This window comes from Yersinia sp. 2541 StPb PI (assembly GCF_052217145.1).
GTDB lineage: Bacteria > Pseudomonadota > Gammaproteobacteria > Enterobacterales > Enterobacteriaceae > Yersinia > Yersinia enterocolitica_E.
Map to the genome: position 1 here is coordinate 4,730,173 of NZ_JAZGQB010000001.1, position 21,637 is coordinate 4,751,809.

Here is a 21,637-nt window from a genome sequence, read left to right on the forward strand (position 1 = left end):
AAAGAAGGTGCTCACACTCACCCCTATAATCAGGACGAACAATGATAAAATCTGCACGCAGTATGGCGGGCCTTCCTTGGCTAGCTGCCATGGCCTTCTTTATGCAGGCTTTGGATGCCACCATACTGAATACGGCACTCCCATCAATTGCTGAAAGCCTTAACCGCTCACCACTGACCATGCAGTCAGCAATTATCAGCTATACCCTGACGGTCGCGATGTTGATTCCAGTGAGTGGCTGGCTAGCGGACCGTTTTGGTACCCGACGGGTATTCATTCTGGCTGTATCTCTATTTACGCTAGGGTCATTACTGTGTGCACTTTCAGATTCATTGGCTTTTCTGGTGGCCTCCCGGGTTATTCAAGGGGTGGGTGGCGCAATGATGATGCCTGTGGCCCGGCTTGCGCTGATCAGGGCTTACCCACGCAGTGAATTATTGCCGGTTCTGAATTTTGTCACTATCCCAGGGTTAGTCGGCCCGGTGATGGGGCCACTATTAGGTGGATTACTGGTGACCTATACCACTTGGCATTGGATCTTTATCCTTAATATTCCTATCGGCTTACTGGGCATCTTTTATGCCCGTAAATATATGCCGGACTTCACCATGCCTAAACGTGCCTTTGATATTATCGGTTTCCTGCTATTTGGTAGCAGTTTGGTCCTGATATCAGTAAGTCTGGAGATAATGGGCCGACCGGATATCGCCAGCTATCTGCCAGTCACGGTGTTACTGAGTGGTTTATTGATGTTGCTCTTCTATATATTCCACGCCAAAGGTCATCCAAATCCATTGATTGGTTTACCGCTATTTAAAAACCGAACATTCTCGGTTGGGATTGCCGGTAACGTGGCCTCGCGTTTAGGGACTGGCTGCGTTCCTTTCCTAATGCCACTGATGTTGCAGGTCGGATTTGGCTATTCCGCTATTATTGCCGGTTGTATGATGGCCCCAACCGCCATTGGTTCGATGATGGCAAAATCTGCCGTTACTCAAGTATTACGTTCACTGGGTTATAGGACTGTATTGGTAGGTATTACGGTTATTATCGGAGTGCTGATTGCGCTATTTGCGCTGCAATCACCGGGCATGTCGCCGTGGATGATGATATTGCCGCTGTTTGTCTTGGGGATGGCAATGTCGACACAGTTCACTGCGATGAATACCATCACACTGGCTGACTTAACCGATAACAATGCCAGCTCAGGTAACAGTGTTTTGGCGGTAACCCAACAACTGGCCATTAGCTTTGGCGTTGCCATTAGTGCGGTGGTATTGCGGTTTTATGATGGGTTATCGTTTGGTGGCAATGTCGATCACTTCCACTACACCTTTATTACAATGGGAATAGTGACATTACTTTCATCCATGGTGTTCTTATTACTGAAACCAAATGATGGCGACAATCTAATTCAAGGCCGTAATAGCAAAAAAGCCACACAACCTGCGGAGAGTGAAGTTTAACAACTGACCACCGATCCCCGCTCGATTAGCTCGGGAGTGAGAATCAGAACTTGTGGTTCCGCTTCCGGGTTATTCAATCGATGAATCAGTGTATCAATAGCCAGTTCACCAAGGGAGTCTTTTGGTTGATGGATAGTGGTCAATGGCGGTGTCATATATTGTGCGATTTCAATATCATCGTAACCAATAACCGCCATATCTTGTGGTATCGATAACCCCGCCTGATGCAATGCCTGATAAACCCCAACAGCCATCGCATCATTACTGGTAAATACCGCTTCTGGCGGTTCCGGTAGCGCAAGCAACTGTTTCATGGCGACTAAACCGCCACAAAATTCAAAATCACCGGCAACTTCATAACCGGATGGAATAGGTAAACCTGCGCGATCCATAGCCTGACGGTACCCTTCCAAACGTTCTTTGGCAGGGGTTTTATCTTGTGGGCCAGCAATACAGGCAATTCGGGTATAGCCTCTGGCAATCAAATATGAGGTTGCCATTTCGCCACCCAATAATGAATTATCCTGAATCACGTCATTGACGCCCTCAAAGGGTGCCCAATCCATCATGATTATCGGTAATGACGGGTAGCAACGCAGAATATCTTGAGAAGGGCGGTGATTTTCAGTGCACATCAGTAGCAGACCATCGACGCGCTTTTGCATCAGAGTTTCAATGCTACGGCTCATGCGATCGATATCGCCTTCGGTATTGCATAGAATCAAACTGTAACCACGCTCATAGCAACTGCGCTCCACGCCACGGACTACTTCAGCATAAAATGGGTTGCTACTGGCGGTAACCAACATACCAATGGTACGGGTTTGATTGAGTTTCAAACTACGAGCCAGTGCTGAAGGGGCATAGTTGAGCTGTTTGATAGCAGCCAGCACTTTGTCGCGAATAGGATCACTGACAAAGCGGTTTTTATTAATAACATGTGAGACTGTTGACGTAGATACACCCGCCAGGCGGGCGACGTCTTTCATGGTGGCCAAAGTTATACCTGGCCTTGTAGGAAACTGTCTATCTCTGCACGCCACGGAATAGAGGGCTGCGCGCCGGGGCGAGTCACCGCGATAGCGGCTGCTGCGTGAGCAAAACGTACTGCTGAGTCCATTATCTGACCTTCCAATAACGCAGTTAATAATGCGCCATTGAATGTATCACCAGCAGCAATAGTATCTACGGCGTTAACCTTGAACCCGGCAACCAATTTCCCTTTACCTTGTTCACTAAGCCATACGCCACGGCTACCCAATGTAATGATTACGGTAGCGATGCCTTTATCATGCAGAATTTGCGCTGCTTGCGCTGCGTCATCATCCTGATCAATATGAATCCCCGTTAAACGCTCGGCTTCTGTTTCATTCGGAGTAATCATATCCACCAGCGTTAATAGCTCGTCCGGTAATTCACGAGCTGGTGCCGGATTAAGAATAACCTGTGTTTGATGCAGCTTCGCCAATTTAGCGGCAGCAATAACTGTCTCAAGTGGTGATTCCAGTTGCATCAATAATGCATCTGCATCGATAACTTGCTGCTGGTAGCGACCAAGATATTCAGGTGTAACTGCCGAGTTAGCACCGGCATTGATACCAATGACGTTTTCGCCTTCACCATTCACGAAAATCAAAGCAACACCGGTTGTGGTATCCGCTACAGCCTCGATTGGCGCAGTATCAATGTTATCGTTGGCTAATTGCTGGCGCACCCGGTCACCAATATCATCTTTACCCACACAGGCAATAAACGCGATGTTTGCTCCGCTACGGCCAGCAGCTACCGCCTGGTTAGCACCTTTGCCACCAAACGCCACTTTATACTGCTTCCCGATCACCGTTTCACCTGGGCGCGGAAACTGCTCAACATTCAGAATATGGTCGGCATTGATGCTGCCCAAGACCACCAGTTTGCCTGTTTTCATCGTATTTATTCCTTTGTGAATGACACCGCCACCCGTAACGTTTTGTTTTCCGTTTTAGGGTAGCGGCGTTATATGCCCTGCTTTTCGATATTATTTAGTCACTAATTTCAAATCAACCGGGATAACGGCCTGCACTTTCTCGCCTTTCAATACTTTATCAGCGGTTTGCACGCCAATAACACCAATCTGGTCAGGGCGTTGAGCGATAGTTGCGCCCAGTTTGCCGCCTTGAACGGCTTTAAGACCGTCGTCGGTGCCATCAAAACCAACCACTAGCACATCGGCTTTACCGGCTGTTTGCAAGGCACGCAGTGCGCCCAGTGCCATCTCGTCGTTCTGTGCGAATACAGCCTGAACATTCGGGTGGGCGGTCAGCAGGTTCTGCATCACATTCAAACCTTTAGTACGATCAAAATCAGCAGGTTGGCTGGCTAACAGTTGGAATTTATGTTGATCCATTGACTGCTTGAAGCCTTCACCACGTTCACGGGCCGCAGACGCCCCCGCAATCCCTTCCAACTGAATCACTTTGGCATCATTACCCAATTTTTTGGCAATGAAATCACCGGCCATTTTGCCACCAAAACGGTTATCGGAGGCAACGTGACTCACCACAGTGCCAGAGTTTGCCAAACGGTCGAGTGTGATAACCGGGATATTGGCCTTATTTGCCATTTTGACTGCGTTACCGACTGCATCGGAATCAGTTGGGTTAATCAGCAACAGTTTGGTGCCGCGAACCGTCAGATCCTGCACGTTAGCCAGTTCTTTCGCTGGGTTATTTTGAGAATCCAATACCACCAGGTTATAGCCGAGTTTATCCGCTTCTTTTTGCGCGCCGTCTTTCATTGAAACAAAGAACGGATTATTCAACGTGGAAACTACCAGTGCGATGGTGTCTTTTGCCAGTGCGTTAGCACTTACGGTGGCGCTCAGGGCAACAACAGAGATCAAGGTAGCTAGTTTCTTCATTTTCATGGTCGCAATTCCTGTAGGGAGTTAGGAGGTTATTTGCTGCTTTTATTGTCTACCAATACCGCCAGCAGGATAACCACTGCCTTTACGATCATTTGGTAGTAAGAGGAGACACCCAATAAATTCAAACCGTTATTTAAAAAGCCGAGGATTAACGCGCCAATCAGGGTGCCGACGATCCGCCCCTTACCCCCAGCAAGGCTGGTACCCCCAAGAACCACGGCTGCGATTGCATCCAGTTCATAGCCAGTACCGGCTGTAGGTTGTGCCGACGACAGGCGGGCCACTTCGATAATCCCAGCCAGTGCCGCTAACAATCCACATAATGAATAAACAATAATCTTAACTTTATCTACGCTAATACCAGAGAGCCGTGTTGCTGACTCATTGCCACCCAATGCGTAGATATAGCGGCCCAGGCGAGTGTGGTGCAACATGTACCACACAGCAATAAAGACGATAGCCATCAACCAGATTGGTGTTGGTATACCCAATGGGCGCCCGATACCGAACCAGCCAAAAGTATCAGCCACATCAGTAAAACCGGTATTTACTGGGCTACCATTGGTGTAAACCATAGTAACGCCACGTAATAACAGCATCATGACCAGAGTGGCAATGAACGCTTGTACCTTACCTTTAGCGACAATGACCCCGGTTATGGCACCAATAAATGCCCCTAGCGCCAATGCAGCTGCGACGGCAACCAAAGCATTCACTTCCAACCCAACAATAGATGCCGCTACTGCGCCAGTCAGTGCCAATAATGACCCGACAGACAAATCAATACCGGATGTCAGGATAACCAGCGTCATACCCACCGCCATAATGGCATTGACAGAAGTCTGCTGGAGAATGTTAAACATGTTATTTAGGGTAAAGAAGTTCGGGCTTAGTGACGAAACCACAGCAATCAGCACCAGCAGCGCAATCAGTGATTTTTGTTCTAATAACCATTCTTTACTGAACCAGCGTTTTGTCTGGATAGCTTGGGAACTCATATCTGATTACTCCTGCTCTACTCGTCATATTTCAAGCCGCATTTGCGTTAGCTTCCTGCAACTCGAATTATTTAGAGTGTAAATAAATTATTTTTCAATAAATCACGCTTGCCAACGGCTGCCGCCATCAACACTTCCTGGGTAGCCTGTTCAATAGAGAACTCGCCGCTTAGCTGGCCTTCATGCATCACAAGAATGCGGTCACTCATGCCCAGCACTTCCGGCATTTCTGAGGAAACCAGAATGATGCTCAACCCTTCTTGTTTGAATTGGTTGATTAATTGGTAAATTTCTTTTTTAGCCCCGACGTCGACACCACGGGTAGGTTCATCAAGGATCAACACTTTAGGACGGGTCATTAAACCGCGTGCAATAGCCACTTTCTGCTGGTTACCACCGGATAACAAACCAATAGGTTGTTCCATGGAAGGTGTTTTAATATTAAATAAACGAATGAAATCCGATACCGCCTGCTGCTCTTCAGCATGCTTGAGCGAACCACCTGAACGGCTAAAATAACGCAATGCAGTCAAAGACATATTCTCTTTAACTGACATTCCAAGTACCAAACCATCCCGTTTGCGGTCTTCAGAAATATAGACAATGCCATTTGCCAGACCATCTTGTGGTGAATGGGTGACAACTTCGCGGCCATCCAACATCACAAAACCTGATTTACGCGGTAGCGCGCCATAGATGATTTTCATCAGCTCGGTGCGACCAGCCCCCATCAGACCGGCAACCCCCAAAATTTCGCCACTGTATAAAGTGAAACTGACATTTTTGACGCCCGGGCCGCATAGCTGTTTGACCTGCAAACGCTTTTCACCACGGGGTATATTCAAGCGCGGGTACTGTTCTTCCAGCTTACGGCCCACCATCATCTCAATCAGTGAGTTTTCAGTCAGACTATCAACCGGTTTTTCGGCAATAAATTGCCCATCACGGAATACTGTGACGTCGTCGCAAATCTCAAAAATCTCTTTTAGCCGGTGAGAGATATAAACAATCCCGCGACCTTCCGCTTTTAGTTCTTTAATCACATTAAACAGAGAGGCGGTTTCAGTGTCGGTGAGTGCATCGGTTGGCTCATCCATAATGATCACCTTGGATTCAAAGCTCAGCACTTTGGCGATTTCCACCATTTGCTGATCACCAATGGAAAGCTCGCCCACCAGCCGATGGCTGCTGTAACTGATATTAAGGCGCGCCAGCAGTAAATCGGCTTCGGCATACATCTTTTTCCAATCGATGCTGCCAAAACGATTAACAAACTCACGCCCTAAGAAGATGTTTTCTGCGATAGTTAATTGAGGAATCAGGTTAAGTTCCTGATGAATAATGCCAATGCCCGCTTCCTGCGAGTCTTTTGGGCCATTAAACGCCACTTCCTTACCCATAAAATACTGACTGCCAGCATCTTTACTGTAGATGCCGGTCAGCACTTTCATCATGGTCGATTTTCCAGCGCCATTTTCGCCTACCAGTGCCATCACCCTGCCGGGATAGACACTCAGTGCGGCACCGGAGAGTGCTTTAACGCCGGGAAAGGCTTTATCAATCCCTTTAAGTTGCAGCAAAGGTTGCATAAATGCCTCAGAAGGTTACGCCGGAACAGAGAATGACATTAGCAAAGGGGGAACATTCCCCGCTACGGATCACTGCCCGGCTTTGTTTGGTTTGCTCTTTAAAAGCCTCATGGCTGATATAGCGCAAAACAATTTGGTTTCCCTGGTGCTGCTCAAGTTGTGATAGTTGCGCGAGTAACGCTTCATGGAGTTGCGGATTATTTTTAACGATCTCCTCCGCCAAGACTGCACTTTCAACCTGCATTTCTTGTGTTACCACCTCAAGAACCTGAAGAAATCCAGGGACGCCTCGTGTCAGTGCCAGATCGATACGTGTGGTGGTTGCCGGTATCGGCAGCCCCGCATCACCTATCACAACCTGATCGGTATGGCCCAGGCGGGAGATAACAGCGGAAATATCAGAATTAAGTAATGCGCCTTTTTTCATTTTCTACTCCAACAGCGAAACGTTTCGCTGATACTGAGTTTAGAAAAATAGCCGCAGAAGGCAAACCCAATTTGATGAAATTGTGATCGCCATCGAAACGTTTCGCTGAACAGTGGGAAAAGAAGAAGAATAGGTACAAAAAAGGCCGTTAATCATAACGGCCTTTCAGATTAAATCTCTACCTGCGTCCCAAGCTCAATCACCCTATTCGGTGGGATCTCAAACTGGTCAGCTGCACGCAGCGCATTCCGACTGAGCGCAATAAATAACTTACCGCGCAGGAACAGGTACCACGGCCGCTTGGTAAGGATTAGCGACTCATGGGACATAAAGAATGAGGTTTCCATCATCTGGCATGGCAACCCCTCCAGGCCGCAGCGATGGAAGATTTCTTCCACATTCGGTGTTTCACGCCAACCATAACTGGCCACCACTCGCCAAAACGTCGGGGAGAGTTGTTCGATGGTTACCCGGTTCACATTGTGCACATACGGCGCATCTTCAGTTCGCAATGTCAGTAGCACAACCCGTTCATGCAACACCTTATTATGTTTAAGGTTATGCAACAGCGCGAAGGGAATGACATTCATTGCGCGCGACATATACACAGCAGTACCCGTAACCCGCACTGGGGGGGATTTCTCCAATGAAGCAATCATCGCTTCCAGTGAATTACCGTGTTCATGCATACGGCGCAGCAAACCGAAACGTTCACTTTTCCAGGTCGTCATGATGATAAACATCACCAGCCCCAGAGACACTGGCAACCAACCACCGGAGAACAATTTCAACGCATTGGCAGAGAACATAGGGACATCGATAATCAGCAAAATCACCAGTAAGATGCCGACAAATACCCGATTCCAGTGCCAGTTTTTCAATGCCACGATGCAGAACAGAATACTGGTTATCACCATGGTACCGGTTACGGCGATACCGTACGCGGCCGCCAGGTTACTGGAACGTTCGAAGCCAACAATAACCAATACCACCGCCAGATAGAGAGTCCAGTTAATGACCGGGATATATATCTGGCCAGATTCCATTTCGGAGGTATGAATAATCCGCATTGGCGGTAAATAGCCTAGGCGAACCGCCTGCCGGGTGAGCGAGAATACACCGGAAATAACCGCCTGCGAGGCAATAACGGTCGCCAGGGTTGCCAGAATTAACAGCGGAATCAATGCCCAGTCAGGAGCTAATAAGAAGAAGGGGTTTTTGATGGCTTCAGGATTTTTCAGCAATAACGCGCCCTGACCAAAATAGTTCAGTACTAATGAGGGCAAAACCACGGTAAACCAGGCTAAACGAATAGGGAATTTACCAAAATGGCCCATATCTGCATATAAGGCTTCCACCCCAGTTATCGCCAGTACAACTGCGCCAAGCGCATAAAACGACACGGATTTATATTCAGTAAAGAAACCTATCGCCCATTTAGGATTCAGCGCAACCAATACTTCTGGATTCGCAATAATACTGCGCAAACCAAGTAGTGCGATCGTCAGAAACCAGACCAGCATCACGGGAGCGAATAATTTACCGACACTGCCGGTACCGTGCTTTTGAATTACAAACAGCAGGGTGAGTACCGCAATGGAGCAGGGAACAATATAAGGGTCTAATGCTGGGGCTGCTATTTCTAGCCCTTCAATGGCCGACATAACGGATATTGCCGGGGTGATGACCACCTCACCATAAAAGAAACTGCCGCCAATTAACCCGAGAATCACCAGTATTGAGGTGGCTCTGGAAGAGGTATTACGCCCTGCCAAAGACATTAACGTTAAAATGCCCCCTTCGCCGGCGTTATCGGCCCGCATGACATAGGTAAGATATTTAATCGAGACAATCAGGATAAGCATCCAGAAAATTAGCGATAAAAAGCCAAACACCACGTCCGGGCGGACATCAAAACCATAATGACCAGAAAAGCACTCTCTCAAGGTATAGAGCGGGCTGGTACCAATATCACCGTAAACTACCCCTATTGCCGCCAGGGTTACCGCCGATAAAGACTGTTTATGTTCTGTGCTCATAATTGATTTCTTTTTGCTAGAACATCCATAAGCTGATGCGTGCGTTTAAGAACCTTAATCCTCGGTTCTGTATTGTTTATACGCCCACCAAAAGGCGCACAGTATGCACGATTTCAATGGATTGCCTACTCTTAAATAGGCACCTAACAGAGCGAAAATTCATCAACTACAAATAACTGATGATATAAAAATTCTACGAATCAACGAACTATCTTATTAATAAAACCAGCGATCCCATGAAGAAAAGATGGTTTATTCCTTTTTATCAGGTAAAAATCAATCAACTAACGGAACATGTAGAACAATTATGGCGCAATCATCACAATTAGCAGAAAGAATCTCCCGCTTAAGCAGTGCCCTTGAAAGTGGTCTGTATGAAAGACAGGAAGCTATCCGCTTATGTTTGCTGGCCGCCCTCAGTGGCGAGAGTGTTTTTTTGCTCGGCCCACCGGGAATTGCCAAAAGCCTGATTGCCCGCCGCCTGAAATTTGCCTTCCGTAATGCCCGTGCATTTGAATATCTGATGACCCGTTTCTCAACACCGGAAGAGGTGTTTGGCCCCCTCTCGATTCAGGCATTGAAAGAGGAGGGACGCTATCAACGGATGACAGGCGGTTACCTGCCGGAGGCTGAAATCGTCTTTTTGGATGAGATCTGGAAAGCCGGCCCGGCAATTCTAAACACCTTGCTGACAGCGATTAATGAACGGCGCTTTAGAAATGGTGATCGGGAAGACAGCATCCCTATGCGATTACTCGTTACTGCCTCTAACGAGCTGCCTGACGCTGATAGTAGCCTGGAAGCACTTTATGACCGCATGTTGATCCGTCTATGGCTGGATCGCGTACAAGAGAAGCAGAACTTCCGCTCACTACTGCTCAGCCGACAGAATGAAAATCATAATCCGGTGGCAGAAAATCTCAGTATCAGCGATGAAGAGTTCTATCAGTGGCAACCGTTGATCGACAAAATCACCTTACCGGATCACTGTTTTGAGCTTATTTTTCAGTTACGTCAACGGCTCAGTGCGCAAGAACAAGCGCCCTATGTCTCAGATAGACGTTGGAAAAAAGCGCTACGCCTGTTACAAGCCAGTGCTTTCTTTAGTGGCCGCAGTGAAGTGACACCCATCGACTTAATCTTGCTGAAAGATTGCCTGTGGCATGACCTCAGTTCGCTTAAGCTGCTGCAACAGCAGCTTGAACAGTTATTAACCGAGCAGGGATATCAACAGCAAAGCCTGTTAATGAAACTACAGCATGTTCAGGGTCAGTGGTTGCAGCACCAACAACAGCAAAGTGACCATCAAGCGCTAACCGTCGTCAAACAAAGCGGTATGTTCAGCCGCAAATCCCAATATGCTCTACCAGACGACCTGACAGACAGCACTTTGACGCTTTTGCTGCAAAAACCGCTCAGCCTGCATGATATTCAAGTTACCCATTTGCAAATAGAAAAAGATGCCCTCGCTCAATGGTTGAACAAAGGAGGGAGCTTGCGCGCTAAATTAAATGGTGTCGGTTATGCCCAATCCATTGATGCAGAAATTGATGATAAATTGCATATCACAATACTGGATATCAGCCGCCAACCCTCCACACTTTCCCAACCGGGCACGGCAACTGTCAGTGTTCCCTCGGAATTGCTGGTGGAATTAACCACTGTAGAACATAGTCTTGCCGAACAACGGCGGCTATTCAGCCAACACCAGCCGTGTTTATTCACTCCCTCCTCATGGCTTGCCAAAGTCGAGGCCAGCTTGTTGCAGGTGGCAGAACAACTTAAACAGCAACAGCAAAAAATGCGCGGACACTGACAGATGCTCAGCCTGGCAACATTGGATATGCTGCTATCGATAAGTGAGGGTGAGCTTATCGAAGAGATGGTGATCGGGCTATTGGCGTCACCTCAATTAGCACTATTTTTCGAAAAATTCCCGCGAATTAAACGGGCGCTAATGAAAGATATTCCTGGTTGGAAGCAAAACTTACAGCAGCGTATCCGCGAGGCTAAAGCTCCGGCTACTCTGGCAAATGAGTTTTCCCTATACCAACAAAGCTTGTTGGAAAGTAGCCCACTATTTTATGTGCATCTGCCAGATATTGTGGCTCAGTTACAGCAATGGCAATCGCCCTTTGCTTCACAAGCCAATACATTGCTACAAACCGCTGATTTAGCCAGAAACCCTCAACCCGGCGATAGTTTACAAACCTTATTTTTACAGCGTTGGCGTGTCAGTCTAACGCTACAAACCATCACCATTCATCACCAGTTACTTGAGCAAGAGCGAGAGCAACTTCTGGCTGAACTCCAGCAGAGATTGGCGCTCAGTGGGGCATTAGAACCTGTACTGGCAACCAATGATGGGGCAGCAGGGCGGCTTTGGGATATGAGTCAGGGCCACTTACAGCGTGGCGATTATCAATTGCTACTGCAATACGGTGACTTTCTACAACAACAACCCGAATTACAACAACTGGCCGAGCAATTGGGTCGTAGCCGTTCAGCAAAGGCACAACCGACACCAGAGGCTCGCTTTGAACCTTATACTGTCATGGTTCGCCAGCCCGATACAGTGCCAGAGGAGGTCAGTGGCATTCATCAAAGCAATGATATTTTGCGATTGCTCCCGACGGAACTGGTGATGTTAGGGATGAGCGAGCTGGAATTTGAGTTTTATCGCCGTTTACTGGAGCGCCGCTTACTCACTTACCGTTTGCAGGGTGACAACTGGCAGGAGAAAACCTTACAGCGCCCGGTCAGTCTTAAAAGCAATGATGAACACCCTCGCGGCCCTTTTATCGTCTGTGTCGATACCTCAGGCTCCATGGGCGGATTTAACGAACAATGTGCCAAAGCATTTTGTCTGGCTCTGCTTCGAATTGCACTGGCAGATAATCGCCGCTGTTACATCATGCTATTTGCCACTGAAATAATTCACTACGAGCTATCTGCTGCCAGTGGTATTGAGCAGGCGATTCGTTTTCTTGGCCAACATTTTCGCGGAGGTACCGATCTGGCTGCTTGCTTAGCCAGTACATTAAATAAAATGGAAGATAGAGAATGGTATGACGCAGATGCAGTGATCATTTCAGATTTTATCGCCCAACGTTTACCAGACGAATTAGTCAGAAAGATTAAAATCCAGCAACAAGCCCACCAGCACCGTTTTCATGCTGTTGCCATGTCTGCGTATGGTAAGCCCGGTATCATGCGAATTTTCGATCATATCTGGCGTTTTGATACTGGGCTAAAAAGCCGCTTGATGCGCCGCTGGAAGCGCTAGTTAAGCAGGCCCGCTCCAACGTTTATCGACAACCCCAATATCGTCATATTAAAGATAAATGATAACACTGACTGCAAGAGTACTACGCGGCGGATATCTGACGTGCCGGTAGAGACATCGGCAGTTTGGCAAGCCACACCAATGGTAAATGAGAAATAAAGGAAATCCCAATAGGAAGGCGTGGTTATCTCTTTGGGGAAAAGTAACGGTAGAACCGTTTCTGATTTATCGCGGCGCATATAAAACAAATGTGCGTAGTGCATAGTAAAAGCGGTGGATAATAATAACCATGAAACCAATAACGTCAGCCCTGTCAGGACCAAATGGAACGCCTTGGCAGAGCCTGAGAGCTGATTCGCCGTGCTCAATTCAAATAAAATAACCAGAATACTGGCCAGACACGCCATGCTGACAATACTCAGCACCATACTGGCACTTTCATCCTGCACCCGGGCTATTTTGCTGATTTTCGTCGAATCAGTGCGTAATAATTGCAACCATAAAAACAGTAAATAAAGCCAGGCGGAAACATTCCAACTCACCATCAGACGCAGCAATATCGAGTAATGTGTTGGCAGCAGGAAATAAGTGACAACACCCGCGCCAACCGAAAACAACAATCGTGGCCGAGCGTGTAAATAGTGCTTTATAGGATGAAAAAGGGCCATAACATCAACAACCTTGCATATAGTGATATTTAAAATATTTATATATCACTACAGCATAGATTAAAAACCCACAATTATATTGGGAATCAATAATCCCCAATATAATTGGTCTTGTAGGTAGGCAGCAAGCGCACTCCCCCCTACAACATCTAGTATTAAGGGGATTTACAGCAGGCCTTCAACCTTCTCGCTAATTTCTGGCCCCCATACGCCACATTGAACCTGACCGATATGTTGCTGTTGCAGCAATAACATCACTAAACGAGACTGGCCGATACCGCCACCGATAGTTTGCGGCATTTCACCACTCAGCAGTGATTGGTGCCATTCCAGTTTCAGACGATCTTCATCAGAAGTCAGTGCCAATTGGCGTTTAAGTGCCTCAGCATCAACACGTATCCCCATGGATGAGATTTCAAACGCGTCTTCAAGAACAGGGTTCCAGACAATAATGTCACCGTTCAAGCCCGCAAAACCTTCAGCACTCGGCGACGTCCAGTCATCATAATCTGGCGCTCGGACATCATGAGATTTACCGTCAGCCAATTTACCACCGATGCCAATCAGGAATACAGCTCCCAGCTCTTTAGCTATCGCACGTTCGCGGCCTTTAGCATCCAGGTCAGGGAAACGCGCACGCAGGCTTTCGCTGTGGATAAACTGAATATTCTCTGGCAGGAATGGCTTCACACCAAATTCAGCACTGATCGCTACTTCAGTTTCTTTAATAGCGGTATAAATCTTGTTAACAGTGGATTTCAGATAAGCCAGGTTGCGTTCACCATCTCCCATCACGCGTTCCCAATCCCACTGATCGACATACACAGAATGAATAGCACTCAGGCGATCTTCATCAGGGCGCAATGCTTTCATATGAGTATATATCCCTTGGTCAGCACCAAAATCAAAGCGACCCAAGGTTTTGCGTTTCCATTTAGCTAATGAATGAACGACTTCAAAAGTTGCATCCGGCAATGTCTTCACTTTTACCTGAACGGCTTTCTCTGAACCTGAAAGGTTATCTTGAGTACCATCACCCACACGACTCAGGATTGGTGCCTGTACTTCAATCAGACCCAGTTGTTGTTCTAATTGACGGGAAAAGAATGATTTTACGAAGCTGATTTGTTGTTGTTTTTGGATAAATTGTTTTTTCATTGCCGTTTTCTCGATTCGTTATTACTGATTATGCTAATTAGGTTATGCCACCTGGCTTGACATCGATTAAGCAACAGAATGAGGGTTAAATTCAATATCCAACAAACAATATTGCCTTTTCACTTTTAATAATTCATTTTTATGGGTCTTAAATTAAGTAATCGTTAAAAAAAGGAGGCAAATATGGGTGAAATTTATCAAATCGATAATCTCGATCGCGGCATCCTGAACGCATTAATGGAAAATGCACGCACACCTTATGCTGAATTGGCAAAAAATTTTGGCGTGAGTCCAGGAACTATCCATGTGCGAGTGGAGAAAATGCGCCAGGCGGGGATCATTACCGCGGCTTGTGTTCACGTTAATCCAAAAAAACTCGGGTATGACGTGTGTTGCTTTATCGGTATTATTTTGAAAAGTGCCAAAGACTACCCGTCGGCACTAAAAAAACTGGAAGGTTTAGAAGAAGTTGTAGAAGCCTATTACACCACCGGCCACTACAGCATTTTTATTAAAGTGATGTGTAAGTCAATAGATGCGCTCCAGCAGGTACTTATCAACAAGATCCAGACTATCGATGAGATCCAGTCAACGGAGACACTTATCTCCCTGCAAAACCCCATCATGCGTACCATTGTGCCTTGAGCACTAAATAACTATACCCACATTATCCACAGGTAGATCCCAGCTGATTCACAGCGTACAATACCGGCTCTTTACTTCGGTTGGGTTCTTTATGGCTGACATTACCTTGATCAGTGGCAGTACACTCGGCAGCGCTGAATATGTTGCTGAACATTTAGCTGAGAAATTAGAAGAAGCAGGTTTTTCTACAGAGACGCTGCATGGCCCTGAATTAGACGAGCTTACGCTTGAGGGTACGTGGCTAATAGTCACATCAACCCACGGTGCGGGTGATCTCCCAGATAACCTTCAACCATTATTAGAACAAATCGAACAACAGAAGCCTGATCTTTCTCAAGTGCACTTTGGTGCTGTTGGTTTGGGCAGTTCAGAATATGACACTTTCTGCGGTGCAGTGAGAGCATTGGATCAACAATTGATCGCACAAGGCGCCAAACGTTTGGGTGATATTTTAGAAATTGACGTCATACAACATGAAATTCCCGAGGATCCGGCAGAGGTTTGGGTCAAAAATTGGATTAATTTGCTCTAATTTGATTAAAGATCACGCGAACGAATGTGGATAAGTATGCTTAAAAGCAGGGTAAAACCGGTACATATCCACATAACAACCTTGGCACCTCAGAGTGCCTGTGTATAACATGGCATTTAGATCCCAGCTTATACGCAATAGGATCACCGATCATTCACAGCAAACGATCTTCCTTAATACTATGATCTTCCATGTGAATAATCACTTATCCACAGAGGATCATGATCCTAATAAGAGATCTAATAAAGAGATCTTTAAATAAAAAGATCTTCTTTTAATTAAGGGGGATCCTAAGCCGCTTGGTCGAAAGTCTAAACTTGAGTAGAATCCCCCACCCCAGGGCAAACACAGAAATTCGCATAACGGCGAGGTGCAGTACCATGTTTTATCCAGATCAATTTGACGTCATCATCATTGGTGGTGGCCATGCCGGCACGGAAGCTGCAATGGCAGCGGCACGCATGGGACGTCAGACCTTATTGCTGACGCACAACATCGACACACTGGGACAAATGTCTTGTAACCCAGCGATTGGCGGTATCGGTAAGGGACATTTGGTAAAAGAGATCGATGCTCTGGGTGGTCTGATGGCCATGGCGACTGACCAAGCGGGTATTCAGTTTAGGATACTAAACGCCAGCAAAGGGCCAGCGGTAAGAGCGACCCGAGCTCAGGCTGACCGTGTGCTGTATCGCCAGGCAGTACGTACCGCATTGGAAAACCAGCCAAACCTGATGATCTTTCAACAGCCAGTTGAAGATCTGATTGTTGAAAATGATCGCGTTGTGGGTGCAGTCACCCAAATGGGTCTTAAATTCCGAGCGAAAGCGGTGGTATTAACCGTTGGTACTTTCCTCGACGGAAAAATTCATATCGGTCTTCAGAACTACAGTGGTGGTCGTGCTGGTGATCCGCCATCCATCTCATTGTCACAGCGTTTGCGTGAATTACCACTGCGCGTTAATCGCCTTAAGACCGGTACTCCACCACGTATTGATGCGCGGACCATTGATTTTAGCCAATTGGCTCCTCAGTTCGGTGATACGCCTATTCCAGTATTTTCATTCTTGGGTAATGCTAGCCAGCATCCAGAACAAATGGCTTGTCATATCACCTACACCAATGAAAAAACCCATGAAGTGATCCGCAATAACTTGGATCGTAGCCCAATGTATGCCGGGATCATTGAAGGGATCGGGCCACGCTACTGTCCGTCGATCGAAGACAAAGTCATGCGTTTCGCCGATCGTAATTCACACCAGATCTTCCTTGAACCAGAAGGTCTGACCAGTAATGAGATCTATCCGAACGGTATTTCAACCAGCCTGCCTTTCGATGTACAGATGCAAATCGTCCGTTCAATGAAAGGGCTAGAAAATGCCCGTATCATTCGACCAGGTTATGCCATCGAATATGATTTCTTTGATCCACGTGATTTGAAACCTACCTTGGAAAGCAAATATATCCACGGTCTGTTCTTTGCTGGGCAAATCAATGGCACTACCGGCTATGAAGAAGCAGCGGCTCAAGGGCTGCTTGCAGGGCTTAATGCGGGCCGCTTCGCTAACGATGACGATGGATGGTCACCTCGCCGCGATGAAGCTTACCTTGGCGTGCTGGTGGACGATTTAAGCACCCTTGGCACCAAAGAACCGTATCGCATGTTTACCTCTCGCGCAGAGTATCGCTTGATGCTGCGTGAAGATAACGCGGATCTGCGCCTGACTGAGATGGGCCGTAAATTGGGGTTGGTTGACGATGCTCGTTGGGCACATTTCAGCAAGAAAATTGAGCAAATTGAAAAAGAACGTCAACGTCTGCGTGATATCTGGGTACATCCACACTCAGAAAACGTTTCTGAGATCAATGCATTACTAAAAGCGCCGTTGTCTAAAGAAGCCAATGGTGAAGAATTACTGCGTCGGCCTGAAATTGATTATCGTTTGCTGACAACCCTAACCTCTTTTGGCCCAGCATTAACAGATCCACAAGCTGCGGATCAGGTTGAAATTCAGGTTAAATATGAAGGGTATATTGCGCGTCAGCAGGAAGAAATTGAAAAACAACTGCGCAATGAGAATACTCTACTGCCGGCTGATCTGGATTATCGTCAGGTGTCTGGTTTATCGAACGAAGTCATCGCTAAACTGAACGATCACAAACCTAACTCAATCGGACAAGCCTCGCGTATTTCTGGCATTACCCCAGCAGCAATCTCTATTTTATTGGTTTGGCTGAAAAAACAGGGGTTGCTACGCCGTAGTGCCTAACAATCGACGTTTGCCTGCATTGCTAAGGGATAAGCAGTGCAGGTAAGTTCTTCTTTGCTTCAGGCCACAACTAACGGTTCAAACCACTGCCAAGCTAGATTATCATTCCTCATCCCGGCCCTTTTCATGCTGACTGAACGAGCTTAGTCAGAGGATATTGTTGTGTTAAAAAAATTAGATTCCCTGCTAAATGCCGCAGCTATTGTGTTACCTGAACAGCAAAAATTACAGTTGATAGGCTATGTAGAACTGCTGCATAAGTGGAACAAAGCTTACAATCTGACTTCTGTTCGTGACCCACAGCAAATGCTAGTGCGACATATTCTGGATAGTATTGTGGTTAACCCACATTTGCAGGGTGACCGGTTTATTGATGTGGGCACCGGCCCTGGGCTTCCTGGGATACCGCTGGCAATTGTACGGCCTACTGCGCACTTTACGTTGCTAGATAGCTTGGGTAAACGTGTACGCTTCTTGCGTCAGGTACAGCACGAACTGGGCTTAAATAATATTGAGCCAGTGCAAAGCCGAGTTGAGGACTTTGCCGCAAAACCGCCATTTGATGGTGTAATAAGCCGTGCATTTGCATCTCTACAAGATATGCTGTCTTGGTGTCACCATTTGCCAGCCAAGCCTGAAGGGCGCTTTTATGCGCTTAAAGGGGTGAGGCCGGACGATGAGTTAGCCGTACTGCCGGAGGGTATTAGCCTTGAATCGGTCGTGCGATTGCAGGTGCCAGAGTTGGAAGGTGAACGCCATCTGGTCATTCTTAAGTCAAACTAACTTTGTTATTTATCAAAAAAATGTAATAAATCCTTGGCGGATGGTAGGAAAATTATCGTATTTATTATTTTTAATATCGATAAGTATTTCTTCGCTTACTATCGTACCGGCAGATTATATTTTACGTGTTGTTTACAAAAACAGCGATAACAGATGGCATAACTATATTGAAAGCTGGCAAATAGTCACTTTAGTCATTACTTTAGCTGTGCCATCACTCTTTTTATGTAGACGAAGTGTTGCTTGATTATTATCTGAAATGTCAACGGGAAGTTTTTACTAAGTAGATAAGTTGTTCGATAATAGTTTAATTTTAACATTATGATTTATAAAACTTTTTAATGGCTCTTTTCGTTAAAGACAAACAGAAGCTTTATGGGATATAAATCAGTTTGTTTTAAGTTTTGTGATCAGTTGCACGCTTTATTGGTAATGGTTGGAATCGTCAGACAATTAAATGGGGGCTTTATTCCGAGGCTTTTCTTGTGAAAATAGTCCGAAAGAAGAAAATTTAAATAATTGTTCACCTTTTCGCTACTTATCGATTGAATTCGTTTGAGTGGCCCGTATAATTTGCTCGTTTTTTGCTGCTTGACTCAATGGGGTAAAAGGCAGTTTTATACCTCACTCAGCATACCCTTAGTGTGGTTCGGAGAGAACAAACGTCATGCCTGTATCCCTTTACAGTGGGAAAATCGCACGAAAGCTGCTGTTTTTGCAGTTAATGACTTTTGTTGTTCTCAGTGCTGCTTTTGGCTTTAAAAGCCTGGAATGGAGTGCTTCTGCTCTGGCAGGAGGATTGGCGGCTTGGTTGCCCAGCGCCATGTTTATGTTGTTTGCTTGCCGCCATCAGGCAAAAACAGCAGCTCCAGGTCGTGTTGCGTGGTCGTTTGCCATTGGCGAAGGGTTAAAAGTTATCATGACGATAATTTTGCTGATTGTGGCTTTGGGGCTGTTTAAAGCAGCGTTTGCGCCACTCGGTTTAACCTATTTGGCGGTGCTGATTGTGCAGATATTGGCACCGGCTGTGATTAGCGGCTACCGTACTTAACCGTTATCGTATTTAACTACAAAAAGGGTAAGAGGCATCATGTCTGCATCAGGAGAAATCTCTACTCCAAGGGACTACATAGGTCACCACCTGAATAACCTTCAGTTGGACCTGCGTACCTTTGAGTTGGTCAATCCCCACTCACCTGGCCCTGCAACGTTCTGGACGTTGAACATTGACTCTTTGTTCTTCTCTGTCGTGCTGGGGTTAGCTTTTCTGTTTGTGTTCCGCAAAGTCGCGGCAGGTGCCACCAGTGGCGTGCCTGGCAAATTGCAGACTGCTGTTGAGTTAATTATCGGTTTTGTCGATAACAGCGTGCGGGATATGTACCACGGCAAAAGTAAAGTCATAGCACCATTAGCCCTGACCGTGTTTGTTTGGGTTTTATTGATGAACATGATGGACTTACTGCCAATCGATTTACTGCCTTACATCGGTGAACATGTCTTTGGGTTACCTGCATTGCGCGTGGTACCTACTGCGGACGTGAGTATTACCTTGTCCATGGCATTGGGTGTCTTCATCCTGATTCTGTTCTATAGCATCAAAATGAAAGGTGTAGGCGGCTTCGTAAAAGAACTCACGATGCAGCCGTTCAATCACCCGATATTTATTCCAGTTAACTTAATTCTGGAAGGTGTCAGCCTGCTGTCCAAACCCGTTTCACTCGGTTTGCGACTGTTCGGCAACATGTATGCGGGTGAGTTGATCTTCATCCTTATTGCGGGTCTGTTGCCGTGGTGGTCACAGTGGATGCTCAGTTTACCTTGGGCTATCTTCCACATACTGATTATTACGTTACAAGCCTTTATCTTCATGGTTCTAACGATTGTCTATCTGTCGATGGCGTCCGAAGAGCACTGATTTTCTTAATATACCCTAAATAATTCGAGTTGCAGGAAGGCGGCAACTGAGCGAATCCCGAGGAGCTTACATAAGTTAAGTGACTGGGGTGAACGAAGGAAGCCAACGCACATGTAGCTTGAAGTATGAAGTGTATAACACTACTGCGTTTAACTGAAATAATTGGAGACTGTCATGGAAAACCTGAATATGGATCTGCTGTACATGGCTGCCGCTATAATGATGGGTTTAGCGGCAATCGGTGCTGCGATCGGTATCGGCATCCTGGGTGGTAAATTTTTGGAAGGCGCTGCACGTCAGCCTGACCTGATTCCTCTGCTGCGTACACAGTTCTTTATCGTCATGGGTCTGGTTGACGCCATCCCTATGATCGCTGTTGGTCTGGGTCTGTACGTGATGTTTGCTGTCGCGTAAGTAGAGTTTTCTCTACCGTGAACTACACCAAACTATTAACTTTTAAAGAGGCATTGTGCTGTGAATCTTAACGCAACAATCCTCGGCCAGGCCATCGCGTTTGTCCTGTTTGTCCTGTTTTGTATGAAGTATATATGGCCGCCAATTATGGCTGCCATCGAGAAGCGTCAAAAAGAAATTGCTGACGGTCTCTCTTCTGCAGAGCGTGCCAAAAAAGATTTGGACTTAGCGCAAGCCAATGCGACCGACCAACTGAAGAAGGCTAAAGCAGAAGCACAGGTGATCATCGAGCAGGCAAGTAAACGCAAAGCTCAGATCCTTGATGAAGCTAAAACTGAAGCCGAACAGGAACGTAACAAAATCGTGGCGCAAGCGCAGGCAGAGATCGACGCCGAACGTAAGCGTGCTCGTGAAGAGTTGCGTAAGCAAGTCGCGATGTTGGCTATAGCTGGCGCCGAGAAGATCATCGAACGTTCCGTGGATGAAGCTGCTAACAGCGACATCGTTGATAAACTGGTCGCTGAACTGTAAGGAGGGAGGGG

General features: G+C 46.6%; 20 protein-coding genes. 11 read left to right on the forward strand and 9 right to left on the reverse strand.

Going from position 1 to position 21,637, the window contains the following annotated elements:
- The first annotated feature begins 41 nt into the window (after positions 1-41).
- Positions 42-1,466 carry a multidrug transporter subunit MdtD gene (gene mdtD / locus V1953_RS21235; protein ID WP_083161609.1) on the forward strand — a complete coding sequence of 475 codons (1,425 nt, stop codon included), beginning with the start codon at positions 42-44 and terminating at the stop codon, positions 1,464-1,466.
- Here the strand turns inward: mdtD and rbsR are convergent.
- From rbsR to kup, 7 genes are all read right to left on the reverse strand, one after another.
- A complete protein-coding gene (gene rbsR, locus V1953_RS21240; protein WP_083161607.1) occupies positions 1,463-2,464 on the reverse strand; it encodes a ribose operon transcriptional repressor RbsR in 1,002 nt (333 codons plus the stop codon). The genes mdtD and rbsR overlap by 4 nt on opposite strands.
- A 2-nt stretch (positions 2,465-2,466) precedes the next feature.
- The gene (gene rbsK, locus V1953_RS21245) at positions 2,467-3,393 is read right to left on the reverse strand and encodes a ribokinase (protein ID WP_083161605.1); all 927 of its coding nucleotides are present in this window, start codon (positions 3,391-3,393) and stop codon (positions 2,467-2,469) included.
- Between the two features lie 90 nt (positions 3,394-3,483).
- On the reverse strand, positions 3,484-4,371 hold the full coding sequence (gene rbsB / locus V1953_RS21250) for a ribose ABC transporter substrate-binding protein RbsB (protein WP_083161603.1): 888 nt from the start codon (positions 4,369-4,371) through the stop codon (positions 3,484-3,486).
- A 29-nt stretch (positions 4,372-4,400) separates the two neighbouring features.
- On the reverse strand, positions 4,401-5,369 hold the full coding sequence (rbsC, locus tag V1953_RS21255; protein WP_083161601.1) for a ribose ABC transporter permease: 969 nt from the start codon (positions 5,367-5,369) through the stop codon (positions 4,401-4,403).
- Positions 5,370-5,440: 71 nt separating this feature from the next.
- Complete coding sequence (gene rbsA, locus V1953_RS21260; protein WP_083161599.1) at positions 5,441-6,958, reverse strand: ribose ABC transporter ATP-binding protein RbsA; 1,518 nt, start codon at positions 6,956-6,958, stop codon at positions 5,441-5,443.
- A gap of 7 nt (positions 6,959-6,965) precedes the next feature.
- Entirely contained in the window at positions 6,966-7,385 is a 420-nt protein-coding gene (gene rbsD / locus V1953_RS21265) for a D-ribose pyranase (protein WP_083161597.1), read from the reverse strand.
- Positions 7,386-7,555: 170 nt separating this feature from the next.
- Positions 7,556-9,424, reverse strand: coding sequence for a low affinity potassium transporter Kup (kup, locus tag V1953_RS21270; RefSeq protein ID WP_083161595.1), 1,869 nt, complete (start codon positions 9,422-9,424; stop codon positions 7,556-7,558).
- A 307-nt stretch (positions 9,425-9,731) separates the two neighbouring features.
- Between kup and ravA the strand changes: the two genes are divergently transcribed.
- Positions 9,732-11,240 carry an ATPase RavA gene (gene ravA / locus V1953_RS21275; protein WP_442851274.1) on the forward strand — a complete coding sequence of 503 codons (1,509 nt, stop codon included), beginning with the start codon at positions 9,732-9,734 and terminating at the stop codon, positions 11,238-11,240.
- A gap of 3 nt (positions 11,241-11,243) precedes the next feature.
- Positions 11,244-12,710 (forward strand): ATPase RavA stimulator ViaA, encoded by a 1,467-nt coding sequence (gene viaA, locus V1953_RS21280; protein WP_083161591.1) that lies wholly within the window; start codon positions 11,244-11,246, stop codon positions 12,708-12,710.
- Here the strand turns inward: viaA and V1953_RS21285 are convergent.
- On the reverse strand, positions 12,707-13,378 hold the full coding sequence (locus tag V1953_RS21285) for a DUF1345 domain-containing protein (RefSeq protein ID WP_442851275.1): 672 nt from the start codon (positions 13,376-13,378) through the stop codon (positions 12,707-12,709). The two genes, viaA and V1953_RS21285, sit on opposite strands and share 4 nt — an antisense overlap.
- Before the next feature lie 165 nt (positions 13,379-13,543).
- A complete protein-coding gene (asnA, locus tag V1953_RS21290) occupies positions 13,544-14,536 on the reverse strand; it encodes an aspartate--ammonia ligase (protein ID WP_005192864.1) in 993 nt (330 codons plus the stop codon).
- A 183-nt stretch (positions 14,537-14,719) separates the two neighbouring features.
- On the opposite strand from asnA, the gene asnC reads away from it, so the two are divergent.
- From asnC to atpF, 8 genes are all read left to right on the forward strand, one after another.
- Complete coding sequence (gene asnC, locus V1953_RS21295; protein WP_083161588.1) at positions 14,720-15,181, forward strand: transcriptional regulator AsnC; 462 nt, start codon at positions 14,720-14,722, stop codon at positions 15,179-15,181.
- Positions 15,182-15,272: 91 nt separating this feature from the next.
- Positions 15,273-15,713: an FMN-binding protein MioC gene (gene mioC, locus V1953_RS21300; protein WP_005192870.1), complete on the forward strand. Its 441-nt coding sequence runs from the start codon at positions 15,273-15,275 to the stop codon at positions 15,711-15,713.
- A 380-nt stretch (positions 15,714-16,093) separates the two neighbouring features.
- Positions 16,094-17,983, forward strand: coding sequence for a tRNA uridine-5-carboxymethylaminomethyl(34) synthesis enzyme MnmG (gene mnmG / locus V1953_RS21305; protein ID WP_442849020.1), 1,890 nt, complete (start codon positions 16,094-16,096; stop codon positions 17,981-17,983).
- Between the two features lie 162 nt (positions 17,984-18,145).
- Positions 18,146-18,766: a 16S rRNA (guanine(527)-N(7))-methyltransferase RsmG gene (gene rsmG, locus V1953_RS21310; RefSeq protein ID WP_083161586.1), complete on the forward strand. Its 621-nt coding sequence runs from the start codon at positions 18,146-18,148 to the stop codon at positions 18,764-18,766.
- A 667-nt stretch (positions 18,767-19,433) separates the two neighbouring features.
- Complete coding sequence (atpI, locus tag V1953_RS21315) at positions 19,434-19,817, forward strand: F0F1 ATP synthase subunit I (protein WP_083161585.1); 384 nt, start codon at positions 19,434-19,436, stop codon at positions 19,815-19,817.
- 39 nt (positions 19,818-19,856) lie between these two features.
- Positions 19,857-20,681, forward strand: coding sequence for a F0F1 ATP synthase subunit A (gene atpB, locus V1953_RS21320; RefSeq protein ID WP_005161179.1), 825 nt, complete (start codon positions 19,857-19,859; stop codon positions 20,679-20,681).
- A gap of 174 nt (positions 20,682-20,855) precedes the next feature.
- On the forward strand, positions 20,856-21,095 hold the full coding sequence (gene atpE / locus V1953_RS21325; RefSeq protein ID WP_004393045.1) for a F0F1 ATP synthase subunit C: 240 nt from the start codon (positions 20,856-20,858) through the stop codon (positions 21,093-21,095).
- A gap of 60 nt (positions 21,096-21,155) precedes the next feature.
- Positions 21,156-21,626, forward strand: a complete 471-nt coding sequence (atpF, locus tag V1953_RS21330) for a F0F1 ATP synthase subunit B (protein WP_005186686.1) — start codon at positions 21,156-21,158, stop codon at positions 21,624-21,626.
- The last annotated feature ends 11 nt before the right edge of the window (positions 21,627-21,637 follow it).